This window comes from Niabella insulisoli, from assembly GCF_039652435.2.
GTDB lineage: Bacteria > Bacteroidota > Bacteroidia > Chitinophagales > Chitinophagaceae > Niabella > Niabella insulamsoli.
Genome location: NZ_CP190246.1, coordinates 3,702,121 through 3,719,416, shown reverse-complemented (window position 1 = coordinate 3,719,416; position 17,296 = coordinate 3,702,121). Strand labels below are relative to the sequence as shown.

General features: G+C 44.1%; 18 protein-coding genes. 9 read left to right on the top strand and 9 right to left on the bottom strand.

Going from position 1 to position 17,296, the window contains the following annotated elements:
- The first annotated feature begins 21 nt into the window (after window positions 1-21).
- The 4 genes from ABDK00_RS15610 to ABDK00_RS15595 all read left to right on the top strand — a co-directional run bounded on the left by ABDK00_RS15610 (window position 22) and on the right by ABDK00_RS15595 (window position 2,294).
- Entirely contained in the window at window positions 22-873 is an 852-nt protein-coding gene (locus ABDK00_RS15610) for a DUF1735 domain-containing protein (RefSeq protein ID WP_346236413.1), read from the top strand.
- Window positions 874-972: 99 nt separating this feature from the next.
- Window positions 973-1,683, top strand: a complete 711-nt coding sequence (locus ABDK00_RS15605) for a hypothetical protein (RefSeq protein ID WP_346236414.1) — start codon at window positions 973-975, stop codon at window positions 1,681-1,683.
- Window positions 1,679-1,894 (top strand): RagB/SusD family nutrient uptake outer membrane protein, encoded by a 216-nt coding sequence (locus ABDK00_RS15600; RefSeq protein WP_428400568.1) that lies wholly within the window; start codon window positions 1,679-1,681, stop codon window positions 1,892-1,894. Before ABDK00_RS15605 ends, ABDK00_RS15600 begins: the two co-directional genes overlap by 5 nt.
- An 88-nt stretch (window positions 1,895-1,982) precedes the next feature.
- A complete protein-coding gene (locus tag ABDK00_RS15595) occupies window positions 1,983-2,294 on the top strand; it encodes a DUF3467 domain-containing protein (protein WP_346236415.1) in 312 nt (103 codons plus the stop codon).
- Between the two features lie 15 nt (window positions 2,295-2,309).
- On the opposite strand, the gene ABDK00_RS15590 is transcribed toward ABDK00_RS15595, so the two are convergent.
- Together ABDK00_RS15590 and ABDK00_RS15585 are read right to left on the bottom strand one after the other, a co-directional pair.
- Window positions 2,310-2,690 carry a hypothetical protein gene (locus ABDK00_RS15590; RefSeq protein WP_346236416.1) on the bottom strand — a complete coding sequence of 127 codons (381 nt, stop codon included), beginning with the start codon at window positions 2,688-2,690 and terminating at the stop codon, window positions 2,310-2,312.
- A gap of 83 nt (window positions 2,691-2,773) precedes the next feature.
- Complete coding sequence (locus ABDK00_RS15585; RefSeq protein ID WP_346236417.1) at window positions 2,774-3,493, bottom strand: pyridoxine 5'-phosphate synthase; 720 nt, start codon at window positions 3,491-3,493, stop codon at window positions 2,774-2,776.
- A 115-nt stretch (window positions 3,494-3,608) separates the two neighbouring features.
- Between ABDK00_RS15585 and ABDK00_RS15580 the strand changes: the two genes are divergently transcribed.
- Window positions 3,609-4,145 carry a thioredoxin family protein gene (locus tag ABDK00_RS15580; RefSeq protein WP_346236418.1) on the top strand — a complete coding sequence of 179 codons (537 nt, stop codon included), beginning with the start codon at window positions 3,609-3,611 and terminating at the stop codon, window positions 4,143-4,145.
- Between the two features lie 145 nt (window positions 4,146-4,290).
- Here the strand turns inward: ABDK00_RS15580 and ABDK00_RS15575 are convergent, their stop codons facing one another.
- The 4 genes from ABDK00_RS15575 to ABDK00_RS15560 form a co-directional block, all read right to left on the bottom strand.
- Complete coding sequence (locus tag ABDK00_RS15575; protein ID WP_346236420.1) at window positions 4,291-4,977, bottom strand: lipoprotein signal peptidase; 687 nt, start codon at window positions 4,975-4,977, stop codon at window positions 4,291-4,293.
- A gap of 63 nt (window positions 4,978-5,040) precedes the next feature.
- Complete coding sequence (locus tag ABDK00_RS15570; RefSeq protein WP_346236422.1) at window positions 5,041-7,512, bottom strand: bifunctional UDP-N-acetylmuramoyl-tripeptide:D-alanyl-D-alanine ligase/alanine racemase; 2,472 nt, start codon at window positions 7,510-7,512, stop codon at window positions 5,041-5,043.
- A gap of 5 nt (window positions 7,513-7,517) precedes the next feature.
- Window positions 7,518-8,492, bottom strand: a complete 975-nt coding sequence (locus ABDK00_RS15565) for a TerC/Alx family metal homeostasis membrane protein (RefSeq protein ID WP_346236424.1) — start codon at window positions 8,490-8,492, stop codon at window positions 7,518-7,520.
- A gap of 36 nt (window positions 8,493-8,528) precedes the next feature.
- Entirely contained in the window at window positions 8,529-8,885 is a 357-nt protein-coding gene (locus ABDK00_RS15560; protein ID WP_346236425.1) for an iron-sulfur cluster assembly accessory protein, read from the bottom strand.
- Window positions 8,886-9,201: 316 nt separating this feature from the next.
- Here ABDK00_RS15560 and ABDK00_RS15555 point away from each other — a divergent pair, with 316 nt between their 5' ends.
- Window positions 9,202-9,759 (top strand): hypothetical protein, encoded by a 558-nt coding sequence (locus tag ABDK00_RS15555; protein ID WP_346236426.1) that lies wholly within the window; start codon window positions 9,202-9,204, stop codon window positions 9,757-9,759.
- 27 nt (window positions 9,760-9,786) lie between these two features.
- Complete coding sequence (locus ABDK00_RS15550) at window positions 9,787-11,955, top strand: cation:proton antiporter (RefSeq protein ID WP_346236427.1); 2,169 nt, start codon at window positions 9,787-9,789, stop codon at window positions 11,953-11,955.
- A 53-nt stretch (window positions 11,956-12,008) separates the two neighbouring features.
- Here ABDK00_RS15550 and ABDK00_RS15545 read toward each other — a convergent pair whose 3' ends face one another.
- The 3 genes from ABDK00_RS15545 to ABDK00_RS15535 form a co-directional block, all read right to left on the bottom strand.
- On the bottom strand, window positions 12,009-13,601 hold the full coding sequence (locus ABDK00_RS15545) for a Na+/H+ antiporter (protein WP_346236428.1): 1,593 nt from the start codon (window positions 13,599-13,601) through the stop codon (window positions 12,009-12,011).
- Between the two features lie 155 nt (window positions 13,602-13,756).
- On the bottom strand, window positions 13,757-14,212 hold the full coding sequence (locus ABDK00_RS15540) for a YciI family protein (protein ID WP_346236429.1): 456 nt from the start codon (window positions 14,210-14,212) through the stop codon (window positions 13,757-13,759).
- Between the two features lie 12 nt (window positions 14,213-14,224).
- Window positions 14,225-14,680 carry a hypothetical protein gene (locus ABDK00_RS15535; protein WP_346236430.1) on the bottom strand — a complete coding sequence of 152 codons (456 nt, stop codon included), beginning with the start codon at window positions 14,678-14,680 and terminating at the stop codon, window positions 14,225-14,227.
- Between the two features lie 185 nt (window positions 14,681-14,865).
- Between ABDK00_RS15535 and ABDK00_RS15530 the strand changes: the two genes are divergently transcribed.
- Both ABDK00_RS15530 and gltX read left to right on the top strand, forming a co-directional pair.
- Complete coding sequence (locus ABDK00_RS15530; RefSeq protein ID WP_346236431.1) at window positions 14,866-15,468, top strand: DUF1080 domain-containing protein; 603 nt, start codon at window positions 14,866-14,868, stop codon at window positions 15,466-15,468.
- Between the two features lie 147 nt (window positions 15,469-15,615).
- Window positions 15,616-17,145, top strand: a complete 1,530-nt coding sequence (gene gltX, locus ABDK00_RS15525) for a glutamate--tRNA ligase (RefSeq protein ID WP_346236432.1) — start codon at window positions 15,616-15,618, stop codon at window positions 17,143-17,145.
- Window positions 17,146-17,296: the final 151 nt, after the last annotated feature.

Genomic DNA, 17,296 nt, shown 5'->3' with positions numbered 1-17,296 from the left:
GAAATCTTAAAGAAATTAAATATGAAAAAAATAAATAGCCTTTTGTGCTTCTTTGCAATAGGTGTCTCGTTGGTCTCTTGTTTGAAGGATCCCAAAATCACGGATGAATTATTGTATGGTGATGAGGGAATTGGTAAAACTGCTATAATCGATATACCTGCAGGGCCGGAAGGAAGCCGATTCATAGATAATGAAGATGGCACGAAAACAATTGACTTAATAAAATTTGCATATGCGAATGAGAATCCAGCACCTCAGGACGTTACTATCGAGTTGGAGTATGACCAGTCGCTATTGGATGCCTACAACGAAGATCATGATGAAGCTGGCTTCGTGATCCCTGACTCTGATATGTACAGTCTCGTAAATGGCATGACGGTTGTTATTCCTAGAGGCGAAAGATATGGATACTTTCAAATCAATGTTACACCATCCGACTTTCTAGGAGGTGAATACGCTTTTCCTGTAAGGATAAAAAGTGTAACACCAGAAGTTACTCTTAACTCCATAAGGAATCAGATTGTTATGGTATTTGGAACAAAGAACAAATACGATGGTAAATATCAGTATGTAAGTTCAGCAAATACTTCCCTAAGGCCAAATTCCAATACATCTGCGGAATTGCATACAGCTGGAGCCAATCGTCTTTTACTAAAGCCAGGTCTTTTGGCGTATTATTCCAACGAGGTCTATTATAACATTGACCCTGCTACTAATGCTGTAACGGTAGAATGCCCAAGTCTTGGGGTTCAAACTCCTCAAGATCCTAGAAGTAAATACGACCCTGCTACAAAGACACTTACAGTTTACTGGAAGCAGGGAAATGGCGGACGTACGTTTGAAGAAACGCTTACATATACTGGACCTAGATAGAAACAAGAAGCGTATTCATTTAGCAACTGCATAAGCGGAGAGTTTTTAATTTCTCCGCTTTTTTGCGATTAAGTTGTACCTTACTAACAAAATTTGAATATGAAAACGCTGAAAACAATTGTGTTCATTCTTGTATCGTTTGGGAGTGCATATGCACAAAATAATTATACTCCCAGAGTGGCTACCGGCGCTCCTCTTGTCGGAGGTAGAAACATGGATATGAATCTTACTTGGCGTGCCATTGATGTATCGGCTTTTGAGGGGGTGGAGGGCAGTCCTTTTTTAACTGATGAATATCATCGAGCATTTTTGAAAACAAAAAATGGTGTTCGATTTGAGAATGTATGGGTTAGGTTCAACGCTTTCAGCAACGAAATTTTGCTTCAAAACGAAAGTCAACTTATGGCTTTGACGAATGTGGATTCTTTAGCATATACCATGGATGTGGGTAAGAAAAATATTATTTTTAAAACAGGTTATCCAGCTATTGACGGTCAAGACAATGAAACCATTTATCAAATATTAGCATATCGAGAAAATTTTCAATTTTTAAAATACCCTCAAAAAAAAGTTGAGACATTAAAAAAGATGGGGTTGCCTGATCAAAGGGTATTTGTCGCTAAACCAATCTACTATTTTTACAATTTAACCAATAATTCTATAATTAGGGTACGTTTAAATAAGAAAAGTATCCTTAATGCACTAAGTGGTATTTCCAATGTGGAGAATAGTTTGTCAGCGGGCAAAGTCGATTTTAAGCGTGAGAGCGAGGTTGTCGCATACATAAATTCAATTCAAATGAGAAATTAAATTTTATCGCTCCATCGAACTGTGGGGAGAGGGATTTGACTGGTTTGACTTAAAAAGGTGGGGTGTGACGCTAACTCGTGTTAATACGGATAATGGTGGAAGTTTCCCTTCTGCGTTGGCGCCAGCGCCGATTAAGCCGGAAGATGTTAACAAATGGACTTGGACGATCCCCAACCGGGAATTTGACTACAATACTTTGATTCAGGAATAATTACTGAAATCATAAAAGGGGAAAGGAGCCAATTTAGCCACGCTAAGGTTGGCTCCTTTTTCTTTATCTTCACCCCAAAATTTTTTGAATGCAAAACCAACAGGAGCCTAATCAGCTGAATATAGAAATATCGGAAGAGATTGCCGAAGGCGCTTATGCTAATCTGGCTATTATCACCCACTCCCACGCCGAGTTTGTTATCGATTTTGTAAATGTCATGCCGGGTACGCCGAAAAGCCGCGTGAAGTCGCGCATTATTTTTACTCCGCAACATGCAAAGCGCTTCATGAAGGCCTTAGTTGATAATATAGAAAAATTTGAAGCAGCGCAGGGCGTCATTAAAGACCTCGACGAAATGCAAATCCCCGTGAATTTTGGAGGGCCGACCGCGCAGGCTTAAAAGAATATGGCCAGCTTATCTCGTCCTTTTTCCTGGGAAACTGCTTTCCTTTGGCAGGGGAGGGTCGGGTGTTTGCTTGATCCAGATCGTAATCTGTTTGCTTTGTTTTTTGTCGGTTTTCAAGGTGGCTTTAACGGTCACTTTTTTCACCGCCGGCTCATCAGGCAGGATCAAATCGTTACCGTCAAATTTGCCATAATCCGAACTGAACTCCAGCTCTTTGGCAGTTAGAGGCATCCAATTGTCTCCGCTTAGTTTACCGTCCACATTGATGTAATTGTGCGTGCCTTTCTTCAGGCTGTCTGTATAAAGATGGAAATGGATACTTTCAACTTTCTGCGCTTGCAAAGCCGTAGAAAAGAGAAAGATCAATATGGAAGAAATAAAGTACTTCATGGTTTTAATTCAATATAAACGACGTCGCAATCATGCAAAAAGTTGGATGGCGTTTTGGGATCGGCTTCTATTTAGGCAAGAGTTTATTGCGGCAGCAGCCTTTTATATAGCTGAATAGTGTTTTCAAATCCAAGATAGAGCGCATCGCAGATAAGTGCGTGCCCAATGCTTACTTCATCGAGCCAGGAAATTTGCGTCGCGAAATATTGAAGGTTTTGAAGATCCAGGTCGTGGCCTGCATTTAGGCCGAGTCCCAGTTTCCGCGCCCTTTCCGCGGCCTTTACATACGGCGCTATAGCCTCCTCCCTGTTGCCGGCATATTGGCGCGCATACTGCTCCGTATAAAGTTCGATGCGATCGGTACCCGTGTCGGCAGCGCCTTCTACCATCTTTTCATCCGGATCCACGAAAATGGAAACCCTTATTCCCGCATTTTTGAAAATGCCGATCGTTTCACTAAGATAGGCTTTGTGCGCAATGGTGTCCCAGCCATGATCGCTGGTAAGCTGTCCCAATGCGTCGGGTACCAGCGTAACCTGATCAGGCCGGACTTCCAGCATCAGATCGATAAATTTCTGTTCGCGGCAATTGCCCTCTATGTTAAACTCGGTTGTCAACAACGGTTTCAGGCCGCGCACATCAGCATACCTGATATGGCGTTCATCGGGCCGCGGGTGCACTGTAATACCGTCTGCTCCAAAGCGTTCCGCATCTTTCGCCATCTTCAAAAGATCGGGATTGTTGCCGCCTCTCGAATTCCGAAGTGTGGCTATTTTATTAATATTTACTGAAAGTTTGGTCATCGCTTATGATTTTTTTGTAACCAGCAACAGCGCAACTATAGTTAATTTTACAATTCTGAAGTAAGGCGTTGCGCACTGCGTCGTCTGTCCATTTTATTCTTCAAAACAAAAGTATATGATAAAACATTTGCAACTGGTTATATTCTTCAGTTTTATAAGTTTCTGCGCATTTAGCCAGCAATCACCTCCCGCCGCTGACGAGGTGCTTCAAAAAGCGTTCAGTAAGGCGAAAGCAGAAAAGAAAAACGTATTCCTCATTTTTCATGCTTCCTGGTGCGGCTGGTGTCGTAAAATGGATCTTTCGATGAGCGACAGCGCGTGTAAACGCTTCTTCAATGAAAATTATGTGATAGAACACTTAACGATCCTGGAGTCGAAAGAGAAAAAACATCTCGAAAACCCGGGAGCGGAAGCGCTCTTTAAAAAATATGCGCCCGAAGGCTCGGGCATACCTTTTTGGATTGTGTATGATGCAGACGGGAAGCGGCTGGGCGATGCTACCATGTCCGATGGAAAGAATGCGGGCTGTCCGGCTGCGGAAGACGAGATCAGCCATCTCCTCAACGTCTTGAAAAAATCTTCAAAAATCGACGGGCCGACAAGTGAAGCCGTTTTTAATCGCTTCCGGAAAAACGATCCGTCTTATAAATAGTGGAAATAAATCAAAAGGTCATAAAAAAGCATCACTCAAATTAGTGATGCTGAAATTTTATTTTTTCTCTAACTTTATACAGACTATGAATTAAGATATTCCCGAAAAACACCTTGGTCCGCTGATTTTTTTCAGCGGATTTTTTTTACCCTTCCGTGCCCGGAACCGTTTCTGAAACCAGCGGCGTTTCAGCCCTTCTGTAAAATCTTTTCTGAAAAACCAATAAAGTGATAACGCCGGTGGAAATAGCCATGTCGGCGATATTGAAAATGGGCCCGAAAAATTCGAATGGTTCACCTCCCAGCCAGGGCACCCAGGAAGGATAAGTGGTGTTGACCATCGGGAAATAAAGCATATCCACCACGCTTCCATGAAGAAAAGAGGAATAACCTTCGCCCTTCAAAGAAGCAATCCCACTATAACCCACATAGTCGCCCACTGTAGCATCGAAGTGAAGGCCCTTATCGAATATCATCCCATAAAACATCGAATCGATCAGGTTGCCCAAGGCGCCGGCATAAATAAGCGCTACGCAAACCATAAATCCGCGCGAGTATTTTTCCCTGGCGAATTTCACAATCAGCCAGCTTCCAAATAAAACGGCAACAAGCCGGAATAAGGTGAGCGCCACTTTACCTCCTTCGTTCCCAAATTTCCAGCCCCAGGCCATACCACTGTTTTCTATAAAATGAATGCGCGCCCAATCCCAGCCAAAAATGCGCGTTACTTCGCCTATAGGATAATGCGTTTTGATATAGATTTTAATAACCTGATCTACAATCAGAACCAACAAAATAATTAAAATCGTTGTACTTAACTTCCCTGCCTTCATAAGGTTACAAAGATGATTTTTAATTTTTAATTTTCAACTTAAATTTTTGAATAGATCCGCAGGCTATTCGCTCCAATAAACACGCTTCACCCGTTGAGAAATGCCCGTCATTACTTCATAAGGAATGGTATCGATACTTTTTGCCAGCTCAGTGAGCGGAAGTCCATCGCCGAAAACGACAACTTCGTCGCCTGTATGCACATCCTCAATGGCCGTTACGTCGATCATCACCATATCCATACAAACCGTTCCGATCACCGGCGCCTTTTGTCCCTTCACCAGCATATAGCCGATGCCGTTGCCAAGCCGCCTTGAATATCCGTCAGCATAGCCAATTCTTACCGTTGCGATGAGCGAATCGCGCTGGGCTACGCCGCGGCGGTTGTAACTTACAGTTGCTCCTTTTTTTACTTGCTTTAACTGTGCAATAGTCGATTTAAGCCGCAAGGCAGGTTGCAGGCGCCCGGCAATGTCGCCGCTACCAATTCCATAAAGTCCAATTCCGAGCCGCACCATATCCATCTGCAAAGCGGGAAACCTGGCAATGGCTGAAGAATTGGCAATATGCCTCAAAAAATGATAATCAAGCGCTGCCGCTAACTGATCAGCAGCCTTTACAAGCATTTGATGCTGGTTGAGCGTAAAGGCATCCTCCACTTCATCTTCGCTGGCTGCCAGGTGGGAAAAAACCGATTGGACCCGAAGCCAGGTATTGTTTTTCAATTTTTGTGCTAAAAGTTCCATATCGGCAGGGTCAAACCCAAGCCGGTTCATGCCCGTTTCGATTTCTATATGAACAGGATAATCCTTCAGCCCGGCCTTCCTGACATGGTCTTCAAAAGCCTGCAATTGTTCGAAGGAAAAAAGGTCGGGCTCCAAAAGAAACTCTGTAATGGCTTCAAAGGCGCTTGCTTCCGGATTAAGCACCATAATCGGCGTAGACACGCCGGCTTTACGGATTTCAACACCCTCGTCCGCATAGGCAACTCCTAAATAGTCGGCTTTGTGGTATTGCAGCAATGACGCTACTTCGGTGCCGCCGCTTCCATAAGCAAAAGCTTTTACCATTACCATTATTCTGGTAGCAGGCTGCAGCATTTGCTGAAAGCTTTTAAAGTTGGCGGCTATGGCGTTGAGGTTGATCTCCAAAACTGTTTGATGCACTTTTTGCTCGAGCAATGCGGCAATGTTTTCAAACCTGAAGGGCCGCGCGCCTTTGATTAATATGGCTTCATCTTTAAAATCGAATGAATGGAAATGCTCCATAAAGGCGGAGGTGGTAAGATAGAAGCTCGCTTTAACCGGGCTATGGCCAGATTGTAACAAACCGGGCATGAACGCTGACATTTGCGGGCCAATGCCAATCAGCTGTGAGATCTTATGTTTTTGGAGTTGATCCAGAATATTCTGATAAAGCTTTTCGCCCGCATCGCCCGATTGTAAGAAATCGGAAATGATGACGGTTTTTTTCGTATTCCTGGCCTGTTGCTGAAGAAAATGAAGTGCAATAGATAGGGAGTCGGTGTCGGCATTGTAACTGTCATTGATAACAATACAGTTATTGATGCCTTTTTTAAAAACAAGCCTCATGTCCACCGGCTGCAGGCTCAGCACGCGATGGGCAAGGGTTGCCACTTCCATTTTCCGGTAAAGCGCAGCGGCGCAGCAACTCATCACGTTTTCAACAGAACCCTGATCTATAAACGGAATTTTTAGCGAGTGGCGTTTATTTTGATATACAAAATTGACCATCGTAAAATCCGATTGGCGTTCTGTGCTGACAATTTGCAAAGCGCATGCTTCATCGTGTCCCCATAAAAAAGTTTTGATCGGAAGTTGGCCGACTGCTTCCTTTATCAGCGGATCATCAACATGCGCGATTAAAACTTCCGACCTGCGAAATAAACTTAGTTTTTCCTGTAGCTTTTCGCGATCGCTATTAAATCCTTCGGCGTGAGCGGCGCCGATATTGGTGAGTATGCCGATGGTAGGTTGAATAATAGCCTCCAGCCATTGCATTTCGCCGGGCAGGCTGATGCCCGCTTCAAATATGGCGAGAGAATGAGCCGGCTCAAGCTCCCAAACACTCAGCGGTACGCCAATTTGGGAGTTGTAGCTTTTGGGGCTTCTTGCAATGTTTTCATCCGGCCGCAGTAGCTCGTAAAGCCATTCTTTAACGGTTGTTTTACCATTGCTCCCGGTAATACCAATAATATCAATATGAAATTGGGAACGATGAGCGGCAGCCAATTGTTGTAGTGCCGCGAGGACATCTTTAACTTTCAGAAATACAGCATCCGGAAAAAGCTGTTCATCTATTTCTTCCGAAACCACAAAATGTCTTAATCCACTTTTATAAAGCTCTGCGATAAACAGGTGCCCATTTCTTCGAGGGCCTGATAAAGCAAAAAATAAGGAAGATGCCGGATGTAAAAGTTTGCGGCTGTCCGTTAATAATGTTTTGATGACAACATCATCGGGCAGCTTTTCATTTGAAAGGTGAAGCAGCGCGGCTATATGCTTTAGCGTGTACATAAGACTTATGCTTCTGAAGAGTTGGCTGCGGTTGGGTCAGGCAATGGCTTTTTTTTATCGTGATATTTTGAATAAATGATGCTGCCCACAATACATAATACAATCACTCCCAATGAAAGAATGACCTGTTCTGTTTTTCCGATCCATTGAGATATCCAATGTTCGGCCAACATTTTCACGCCGATAAAAATCAATACAATAGCCACGCCCTGTTGCAGATAATCAAACTTATTCACCGCGCCTCTCAGCAGGAAGAAAAGAGAGCGGAGCCCCAACACAGCAAAGATGTTGGACGTGTAAATGACCATATTATTTTTTGAAATGCCCATCACGGCCGGAATGGAATCAACGGCGAACACAAGGTCAATCACCGAAAGCATGATGACTACGACAAAAAGCATCGTGTAATATCGCTTGCCATTTTCCTTTATAATATACTTACCGCCGCCGTCGTGTGGCACTAAGGGCAATACACGTTTCATCCATTTATACACGGGGTGGGCTTTGGGATCAAACTCTTCGTCGTCGCTGGCGGTGAACATTTTGATGCCGGTGTAAACGAGGAATACGCCGAAAATATACAACACCCATTCAAAGCGGTTTACCAGTTCCACACCCACTGTGATAAAAATAACCCGGAAGACAATGGCCATCAACACACCCAGCAGAATGGAGCGGCCATAATAAATTTCTTTTACTCTAAATGCATTAAATATTAATATAAATACAAAAATATTATCGATGCTGAGGCTTTTCTCCATCAAATAGGCGCTGAGATATTCCAGGGCAACCGTTTGATTTTCTTCAAATAGCAGGAACACAAAAAAGCCCAAACCGAGCGCCACCCAAAAAACAGATTGCCAAAGCGCTGTTTTTATAGTAATGGCTGTATTCTTTTTACTGAACAGGCCCATGTCGAAAACAAGCGCGATGATAAGTACAATACCAAAAACGAGATAGGAAATTTGATCAGGTGTCATTGAAACTTTAAAAGTATAAATAAAATGATGGCACGGCTAAACCGCAAAACTTTCTCCGCAGGCGCAGGTGCGCGCTGCATTGGGATTGTTAAAAAAGAAACCCTTTCCGCTCAACCCGTCTGAGAAATCGAGTGTGGTGCCAAGAAGGTAAAGCAGGCTTTTCATATCGGTAACTATTTTTACGCCATTGTCTTCAAAAATCTGGTCTTTCGGCTTTTCTTCGCTATCAAAATCAAGCTTATAGCTCAGGCCCGAGCATCCGCCGCTTACCACGCTCACGCGCACAAAATGAGTTGCCGCCGCCGCGTCATTTTTCTCGGTCAAAATTTGTTCGATCCGGGCCTTGGCCGCGTCGCTGATCTTAATGCTGTCTGCGGAAAATGTACTGTTCATCTTTCACCTTTTTTTATTAATGCTCCGTCGCCTGATCTGTTTAGAGCCGCCATTTACACTGAATATCAGGGAAGGTGGAAATGGCAAAGTTACCACATTATTAAAAGAGTTCCTCATTTGTTCGTGCCAGTTTTTTTTCGTATCATCTTACAGATTAGAAACTGATTTCAACTCGTGCGGTGTTTTCCAACATACAGAACGAATTGTTCTAAAAATTGTTGCGAACAGTTTATCTTTAAATTAAATAGAAACAATTCCCTGTTTGTACTAAAACAAGCAAGCAGCGAATTTTATAATGATTATTAAATCTTTACGAATGAAACTATTTCCCTTGTTGTTCTTTTTCCCATTGTTATTCGCTTCCTGCGGCGTTAGTCAGCGGGAGAAAGTAATGAAGGAAAAGGAAACAGCGCTCAACACCAAGCAGCAGGATTTGTTGCTATGGGAACAGCAGCTAACTCAGCGCGAACTGGCTTTGGAAGAGCGGGAACGCCGCCTCGATAGCACCAAGCGGGAAATAGACTCCGTAGTCATTCACGGCCCTTCTGTAGAAGGAAAATGGCAGGTGCAAATGCAATGTGTGGAAACCTCCTGCGAAGGCTCTGCTATCGGCGATGTGAAATCCGAGCAGTGGGTTTTCACTACAGAGAACAACGCCATTGTGGTGAAAGCCTATGCCGGCAAAAACCTCTCCCGTATTTATAATGGCTCGTACACGAGAAGCGGGTTGCAATTGGTAGACCAAAACTCTCACAGCGCAACGCTTATGGAGGTTACGCTCCGCATCCTTGATGAAGGGAAAATGGACGGCATCCGGGAAATAAAACTGCCTGATTGCAAAACAACTTACTCCATTACCGCCGGAAAACTATAAAAACTTTTTTAGGTTTAAAATAATTCTATGATAGCATTACTATCATCTCTCGATCTAACACTGCCATTAACCAACCCGGTTATTATTTTTGCGTTAGTTCTTTTTATTATACTGTTTGCGCCCATCGCATTTACCAAAATAAAAGTGCCGCATATCATCGGGCTCATCATTGCGGGCGTCATAGTGGGACCTTATGGCGTGCACCTGTTGAACCGTGATGCCAGTATTGTTTTGTTTGGAACTGTAGGGTTGTTGTACATCATGTTTCTGGCCGGGCTGGAAATCGACCTTGCCGAATTTAAAAAGAACTGGAAAAAGATTTTGGTATTTGGGCTGATCACTTTTAGCGTACCGTTTTCGCTGGGCGCCCTGGCCGCCTATTATTTCTTAGGGTTTAGCATTGTGCCTTCGCTGCTTTTGGGAGGCATGCTTTCTACCCATACGCTGGTGGCTTACCCGATCGCGAGCAAATATGGCGTCACCTCCAACCGGGCCGTAGCAATGGCGATTGGCGGAACGATGGTGACCGATACACTTGCGCTTCTGTTGTTAGCGGCTGTTAAAGGAATGACCAAAGGGCCTGTGGGCTCAGGGATGTGGATTCAATTAGGTCTGTCATCGATAGTTTTTGTAGCCATTGTTTTTTTCGTTTTTCCGTTTATCGTGCGATGGTTTTTTAAGCGTTTTGATGATAGCGTGTCGCAATATATTTTTGTATTGGGCATGGTTTTTCTCGCTTCTTTCTTAGCCGAACTGGCCGGCCTGGAAGCAATCATCGGGGCGTTTTTTTCCGGATTGGTGCTCAATCGGTTTATACCTCACTCCTCCGCGCTGCTAAACAGGATCAACTTTGTGGGGAATGCTATTTTTATTCCTTTCTTTTTGATTGGCGCAGGCATGCTTGTAAACGCGACGGTTTTGTTTAAAAGCTGGGAAACCTTGCGCGTTGTGGGCATCATCATCGGCGTCGCCGTTTTTGCAAAATTCTTCGCCGCCTGGGTGACGGAGAAAATTTTTAAGTTTAGTTATTGGGAAGGCAGGCTGCTTCACGGTTTAAGCTCTTCTCATGCCGCGGCTACTTTGGCAATTGTCACCGTGGGCTACAACATCATCGTAGGCGAAACCACCACGGGCGAACCGATCAGGCTGATTACTGAAGATGTATTAAATGCGACTGTATTGTTGATTCTGGTAAGTTGTGGTTTAGCATCATTCGTGACGGAGAAGGCGTCGAAAACCCTTGCCATCATGCAGGAAGAAGAAGACCCCGGCCGCGCAGCAGCAGAAACACCTGAGAAAATACTCGTATCCGTAGCTCACCTCGATATTACAACCGACCTCGTCGATTTTGGCGTAATGTTAAAAAGGAAAAAAAGTGATGTTCCGCTATATGCGTTGCACATTATTGATGAGGACAGCGAGGAAAAAAATGCAGCCGCCAGAAGCAAAAAGATCCTGGATAAAGCGGTCGCCCATGCCGAAGCGGCGGAAAATAAGATTCTTCCTTTGGTGCGTCACGACATGAGTATCAGCAACGGCATTGTATTTACCATTAAAGAGCAGCAAATATCAGATATCGTTATCGGTTTGCATAAAGGAGCTGATGAGAAAATTTTCTTTGGCGATGTGACGGAAAATATCGTGCGTAAAATTTATGAAACGATTTATATTTATAAGCCCGCGCAGCCCTTCAACACCCTCAAAAGGATGATCGTGGCGATGCCCCCCAACGCCGAGACAGAGCCGGGTTTTACACATTGGGTACATAAGCTCGGGGACGTGGCAAAGGAGGCGGGGATGAAGATCAGTTTCTATGGACATGAGTCAACGCTGTCGGCTGCGGAAATCGTGTCGCAACGGCACAAAGATATCGTGCCTATTGCCTACAACAAATTTGAACTATGGGACGACTTCCTCATATTCTCGCGCGAACTTGCTCCCAACGATTTGTTCATCATTGTTTCTTCCCGAAAAGGATACAATTCCTACATCGAGCAACTCAATCGCCTGCCTTATTACCTTGCTAAATATTTTACAAAGCACAGCTACATTATTCTTTACCCCGAACAGTTGGATACAAGTATCAACATGGCGGATATTCAACAGGCAGACGGTAAATTAATCGAAACGATCAGCGAACAATTTGGCGCCATCAACCAGGCCGGTAAGCGTTTAAGAAAAAGGATCTGGAAATAATAAGCGCTGGCCTGTATGCCTTTGCCGTGTACCGAATGATGTTGGCGTTTCCGTTAATGTTGAAAGCCGGTGATCTTCGTCTCATCAAAATCCAGTTGCATTTCGAGATTGCGCAATACCACATCGTCGAATTTTTTTTCCTTTCGGATTTTATGCAGTTCCTGCCTTTGTAGTTTGATAATGTCGCGCACGACTTCGCGGTTGCGCGCAGCTGCTACATGAAAATGCGTGGAGTGGTCAATACAACTAAATTTATCATTCAACAATTCCAGCTCATTTTCCAATTTCGTTTTTTGATGGCGCACCAGGCTATTGGCCGTCAAATCTTCCCTATAATCATTGTTGATCTTTTCAAGGGCTACATTTTTTAGTTTTTGCTGTATGATGGCCTCCTGCTTTTCATGAGGAATGCGCTCTTCTGTATCTTCTATCTTCAGCCATTTCAAAATAGATGGAAGCAATAATCCCTGGCCCACGAGCGTAATTAATATAATTACAAAAGTTACAAATAAGATAATGTTCCGGTGTGGCATATCGAGCGGAATCGATAGTGCGGCAGCCAGCGACACCACGCCTCGCATCGCGGCAAAGCTGATGATGAACGGCTCTTTCCAGTTGGGTTTGGGTTTGGATAGCCGAATTTTCTTAAAACAAATTCGCGGCAAATAAGCCAGTGCGTAACTGTAAATAAGCCGGATGGCGATCATGGCGCCACCGATAACAACGGCATACTTTATGCCTTCGGCGATCGAATATCCTTTCATATTAGCGACGATGATCGGCAGTTCCAATCCAATCAAAATAAAAACAAAAGCGTTGATCGCGAAAATCAGCGTACTCCATACCGATCCCGCCTGAATCCGGGCTGTGTGGCTTAAAAAACAATGAGAGTGGTAAGACATCATCAGGCCGCCGGCTACCACGGATAAAACTCCCGAATAATGAAAGTGCTCCGCTGTGATGTACATCACATAAGGCACAATGAGAGTAATTATCGTGTCGATGTTTGAATTAGAAGGAATGATGCGAAGCAGCGCCGAAAAGAGATAACCGATCGCCAGTCCGATTGCAATACCCATCAGCGCCATTACAAAGAAATCGCCGACAGCTTCTTTAAAAACAAATTGGCCTGTCATCACGGCGGCCAGCGCAAATTTAAAAACAATCAAACTCGATGCGTCATTCAGCAGGCTTTCCCCTTCTAAAACGGTGGTGGTTTTTTGAGGAATCTTTAAATGTTTTAAAATCGAAGTGGCGGCTACCGCATCGGGAGGGGAGTTGACGCCGCCCAATAAAAATCCCATCGCCAATGTCAAACCGGGTATGATGGAAGAAGATACATAAGCCACCACGAGCGATGTCAAAAAAACCAGCCCGAAAGCCATCGAGGAGATCTGTTTCCGGTTCTTCCAGAAATCTTTCCAGGAAGTAAACCACGCGGCTTCAAAAAGAATGGGTGGCAGAAAAATCAAAAAAACGATATCGGGATGGATTTGAAAAGCCGGCATGCCGGGAATGAAACTGATGATCAACCCCGCAATTACAAGGAATATAGGATAGGCCAGTTTTAATTTCTGCCCTATGAGCACCAGCATCATTACACTAAAGGCAACAGCGATGGCGATTAAAACATAAGTCTGAATCATAAAAACAATTTGATTGGCTACGAAAACAAAAAAGAGAAGCCATTGTCAGTCCTTCGTTTTCGGTGTATCAATAACAGAAAATCCAAGGCTTTGTTTATTTTAGAATTGAACGAAAATCAATAGCGCTTCGGCTTTCAGCTATGTTTATCAGCGTACTAAAAACTGGTTTTTGTAACTCTTTCATTAAAAGGAAGATACATGGGTAACGCCGCGGCGCCATACCAGTCAAAGATGTCGTAGGCCAGCAGGCCTGTTTTCACCGCGGGGTCGGTAGCTAAAAGATCAACGGTTTGCTGCCTGTCGGTGCCGGTAAAAATAAATAACCCCCGGTAGCTTTTATCGTTTTTTCCAAAGGGGCCGGCCACAATTAGCTTTCCCTCCTTTACCAGGCGCGTGATATTATCCATATGACCTTTAAAGATATTGCCGACAGAATCTTTGTTATGCAGCGTTGTCGGGCCTGTCTTCAAAATCACAAACTGGTACATTCTCATTCCATACGCGTCAGCGCCCAAACTGTCGGCGAGCTCTTTGTCATAGGCCGCCTTTTCCTGCGCCATTAGCCCGAGTGGTGCAAATAGCAATGCTATGAATAGAACACGGAAACTCATAATCAAATAATTTTAAACGCCAAACTGGGTAAGATGATGGTCGAGATGTTTTGAAAACAAATTATTCCATTCGGTAAAAGTGAGCGGGCCAAAGGAGTGGGAATTTTTTCCATCGAAATGGCTGGCTCCCAGTTGTTGTGTTTTATTAAGATAATCAAGCAGCCTGTTTTTTTCTGTTTCAAAATCTTTTCGATCTTTAATCAGGAACACAGGCGCCGTTCGCGAATTGCGTTTATAGGGCACTTCGTTCACAACATTGGGCTTCACAAACTTGCGCAACAGCCATTTCATCAAACCTTTGGGTTTTGGATGCTTTTCCGGTTCGTACACCATTTCGTACGCAACATTTACGTGTGCGAGCATCTGGTCAACCGTCATTTTGCCCCAAAGCGGTTTGGTATCAGCGGTAAGTTTATGAATGCGGTCAGAAAAAGACGCAAGTCCTTCAGCAGTAAAAATATTAGTCATTGCCATTTTGATTTAAAGTAAACTTACGCCAAAATTTATATTATTGAATCGCTTGCCCACCGGAATAATAAAATAACGCTCAAGGGTGCCGGCGCTTAAGTTAGCGCTTTGCCGGCCACAAGTTGAATACGTGTCAGGTAAATCACGTATTTTAGTCCCCAATCTTTGTATTAAAAAATATATAAATGAAAAAAGTCTTTGCTATTGCCCTTGTTTTATTCGCTACGCAGATGTTGAACGCACAAAAAATGGTAGCGCTTTTTAATGGAAAAAATTTAAGCGGCTGGACGGTTCACGGAACCGAAAAATGGTATGTGGAAAAAGGAGAGCTGGTTTGTGAAAGTGGCCCCGATAAAAAGTACGGCTATCTTTCCACAGATAAAAAGTATAAAAATTTTGAGCTGAACCTGAAGTTTAAGCAGGAAGCAGATGGGAATAGCGGTGTTTTTATCAGATCTTCCATCGAAGGCGTTAAAATCAGCGGATGGCAGGTTGAAGTTGCGCCATTGAATAAACATACCGGCGGCATTTACGAATCGTATGGCAGAGGTTGGCTGATCAAACCAAAGCCCGAAGATGAAAAGCATTTAAAAGTGGGCAAATGGAATACGATGAAAATAAGAGTGCAAAACGACCGAATCACTTCCTGGTTGAACGGCCATGAAATGGTTGATTTTTCCGATGCTAAAATAGGCGCTGCCAACGGCTTTATTGCCTTGCAGATCCATGATGGCGGCGGCATCAAAGTGAAATGGAAGGACATTATCTTGAAAGATCTCGATCAGTAAAGCTATCCATCAACTTATTCAAAGGCGGAAAGAATCAGGCAATGTTTCTCTCTGCCTTTTTTGTTTCTGCACCGGCGATGCCTTCCTTCTTTTTGCCATCCAAAAATGGTCTTTTAAATCCTGAAAATTGAAATGTACATTTGCGGCATGAGTGATAAAAAAGTAAGAGTCCGTTTTGCGCCTTCTCCCACCGGAGGATTGCATTTGGGAGGTGTCCGAACTGTGCTCTATAATTATTTGTTTGCCAAAAAGCATGGCGGCGATTTCATTTTAAGAATCGAAGATACCGACCAGACACGGTTTGTGCCCGGCGCCGAAGCCTATATTTTTGACTGCTTAAAATGGGCCGGCCTCGAGCCGGATGAGAGCGTGCAACATGGTGGCGACGTGGGGCCTTATCGCCAAAGCGAGCGCAAGGAACTGTACAGGAATTATGCCGACCAATTGGTTGCCGAGGGCCATGCCTATTACGCGTTCGACACGCCGGAAGAGCTCGAGCAAATGCGTCAGCAATTTAAAACGCCCGAAAACCCGACGCCGCAATATGACCACACTATCCGCATGAAAATGCGCAATTCGCTCACACTCGATGGCGATACGGTTCATGAGCTGATGCATAGCGACACTCCTTACGTGATCCGCATCAAGATGCCGGAAAACGAAACTATAAGTTTCAATGATATGATCCGCGGTGAAGTGAGTGTTAACACCTCATTGATTGATGACAAAGTATTGTTGAAAGCCGATGGCATGCCTACTTATCACCTGGCGGTAGTGGTCGATGACCATTTGATGCAGATTTCACACGCCTTCCGTGGGGAAGAGTGGCTGCCGAGCGCGCCCGTGCATGTGTTGCTTTGGAAATATTTATTTGGATTAGACAGAATGCCGGAATGGGCTCATTTCCCGTTGATTTTGGGGCCAAATGGAAAGCTAAGCAAGCGCGATGGTGCGCAATATGGTTTTCCCGTATTTGCCATGAACTGGACAGATCCGAAAACCGGCGATCTGGTGGAAGGCTTTAAAGAAAAAGGATTTCTGCCCGAAGCATTTATAAACGTGCTGGCAGTGTTGGGATGGAATGACGGAACCGAGCAGGAAATTTTTTCTTTGGAAGAAATGGTCGAAAAATTTTCTATCGATCGTGTTCACAGCGCCGGCGCGAAGTTCGATTATGAGAAAGCGCGTTGGTTTAACCACGAATGGATCAAAAGATCATCTGCGGAAAGATTGCTGCCGCTGGTGAGGGCTGTTCTGACACAGCATAATGTTGAAGTAAACGATGAAGAAGCGCTGAAAAAAGTGATTGACCTTGTGAAAGACCGGTGCACGCTGTTGACCGACTTTTACGAGCAGGCAAACTATTTTTTCCAAATGCCGGGGCTAGTCGACCTGGCGCCCGTTCAGCCAAAATGGAATGAGGCCAAGGCTGTATTTTTCCAGGAAGTGATTCGCAATTATCAATTAGCTTCCGTTTGGAACTCAGACGAACTGGAGCGGAATTTTAAAGAAATGGCAGCTGCCAATCAATTAAAACCGGGCGAAGTAATGCTCCCGCTCCGGATTATGTTGGTTGGAGGAAAATTTGGCCCTGGCGTTTTTGAAATAGCCGAAATCATCGGCAGGGAAGAAACGGTAAAAAGAATCGAGCAAACGCTGAAAATGCTACAAAGCTAAATCTGCCTGGCAAAGCCTGTCGCAGCAAACACTTTCGGCAGGTTAGGGCAACGTTAAAAATTTAGTTATTTAACACCTTTCTTTTATCTTTAGCCGATTTCAATCCGCAATACACGGCATTGGCTTTTAAAGTATAAACAATATAATTTTT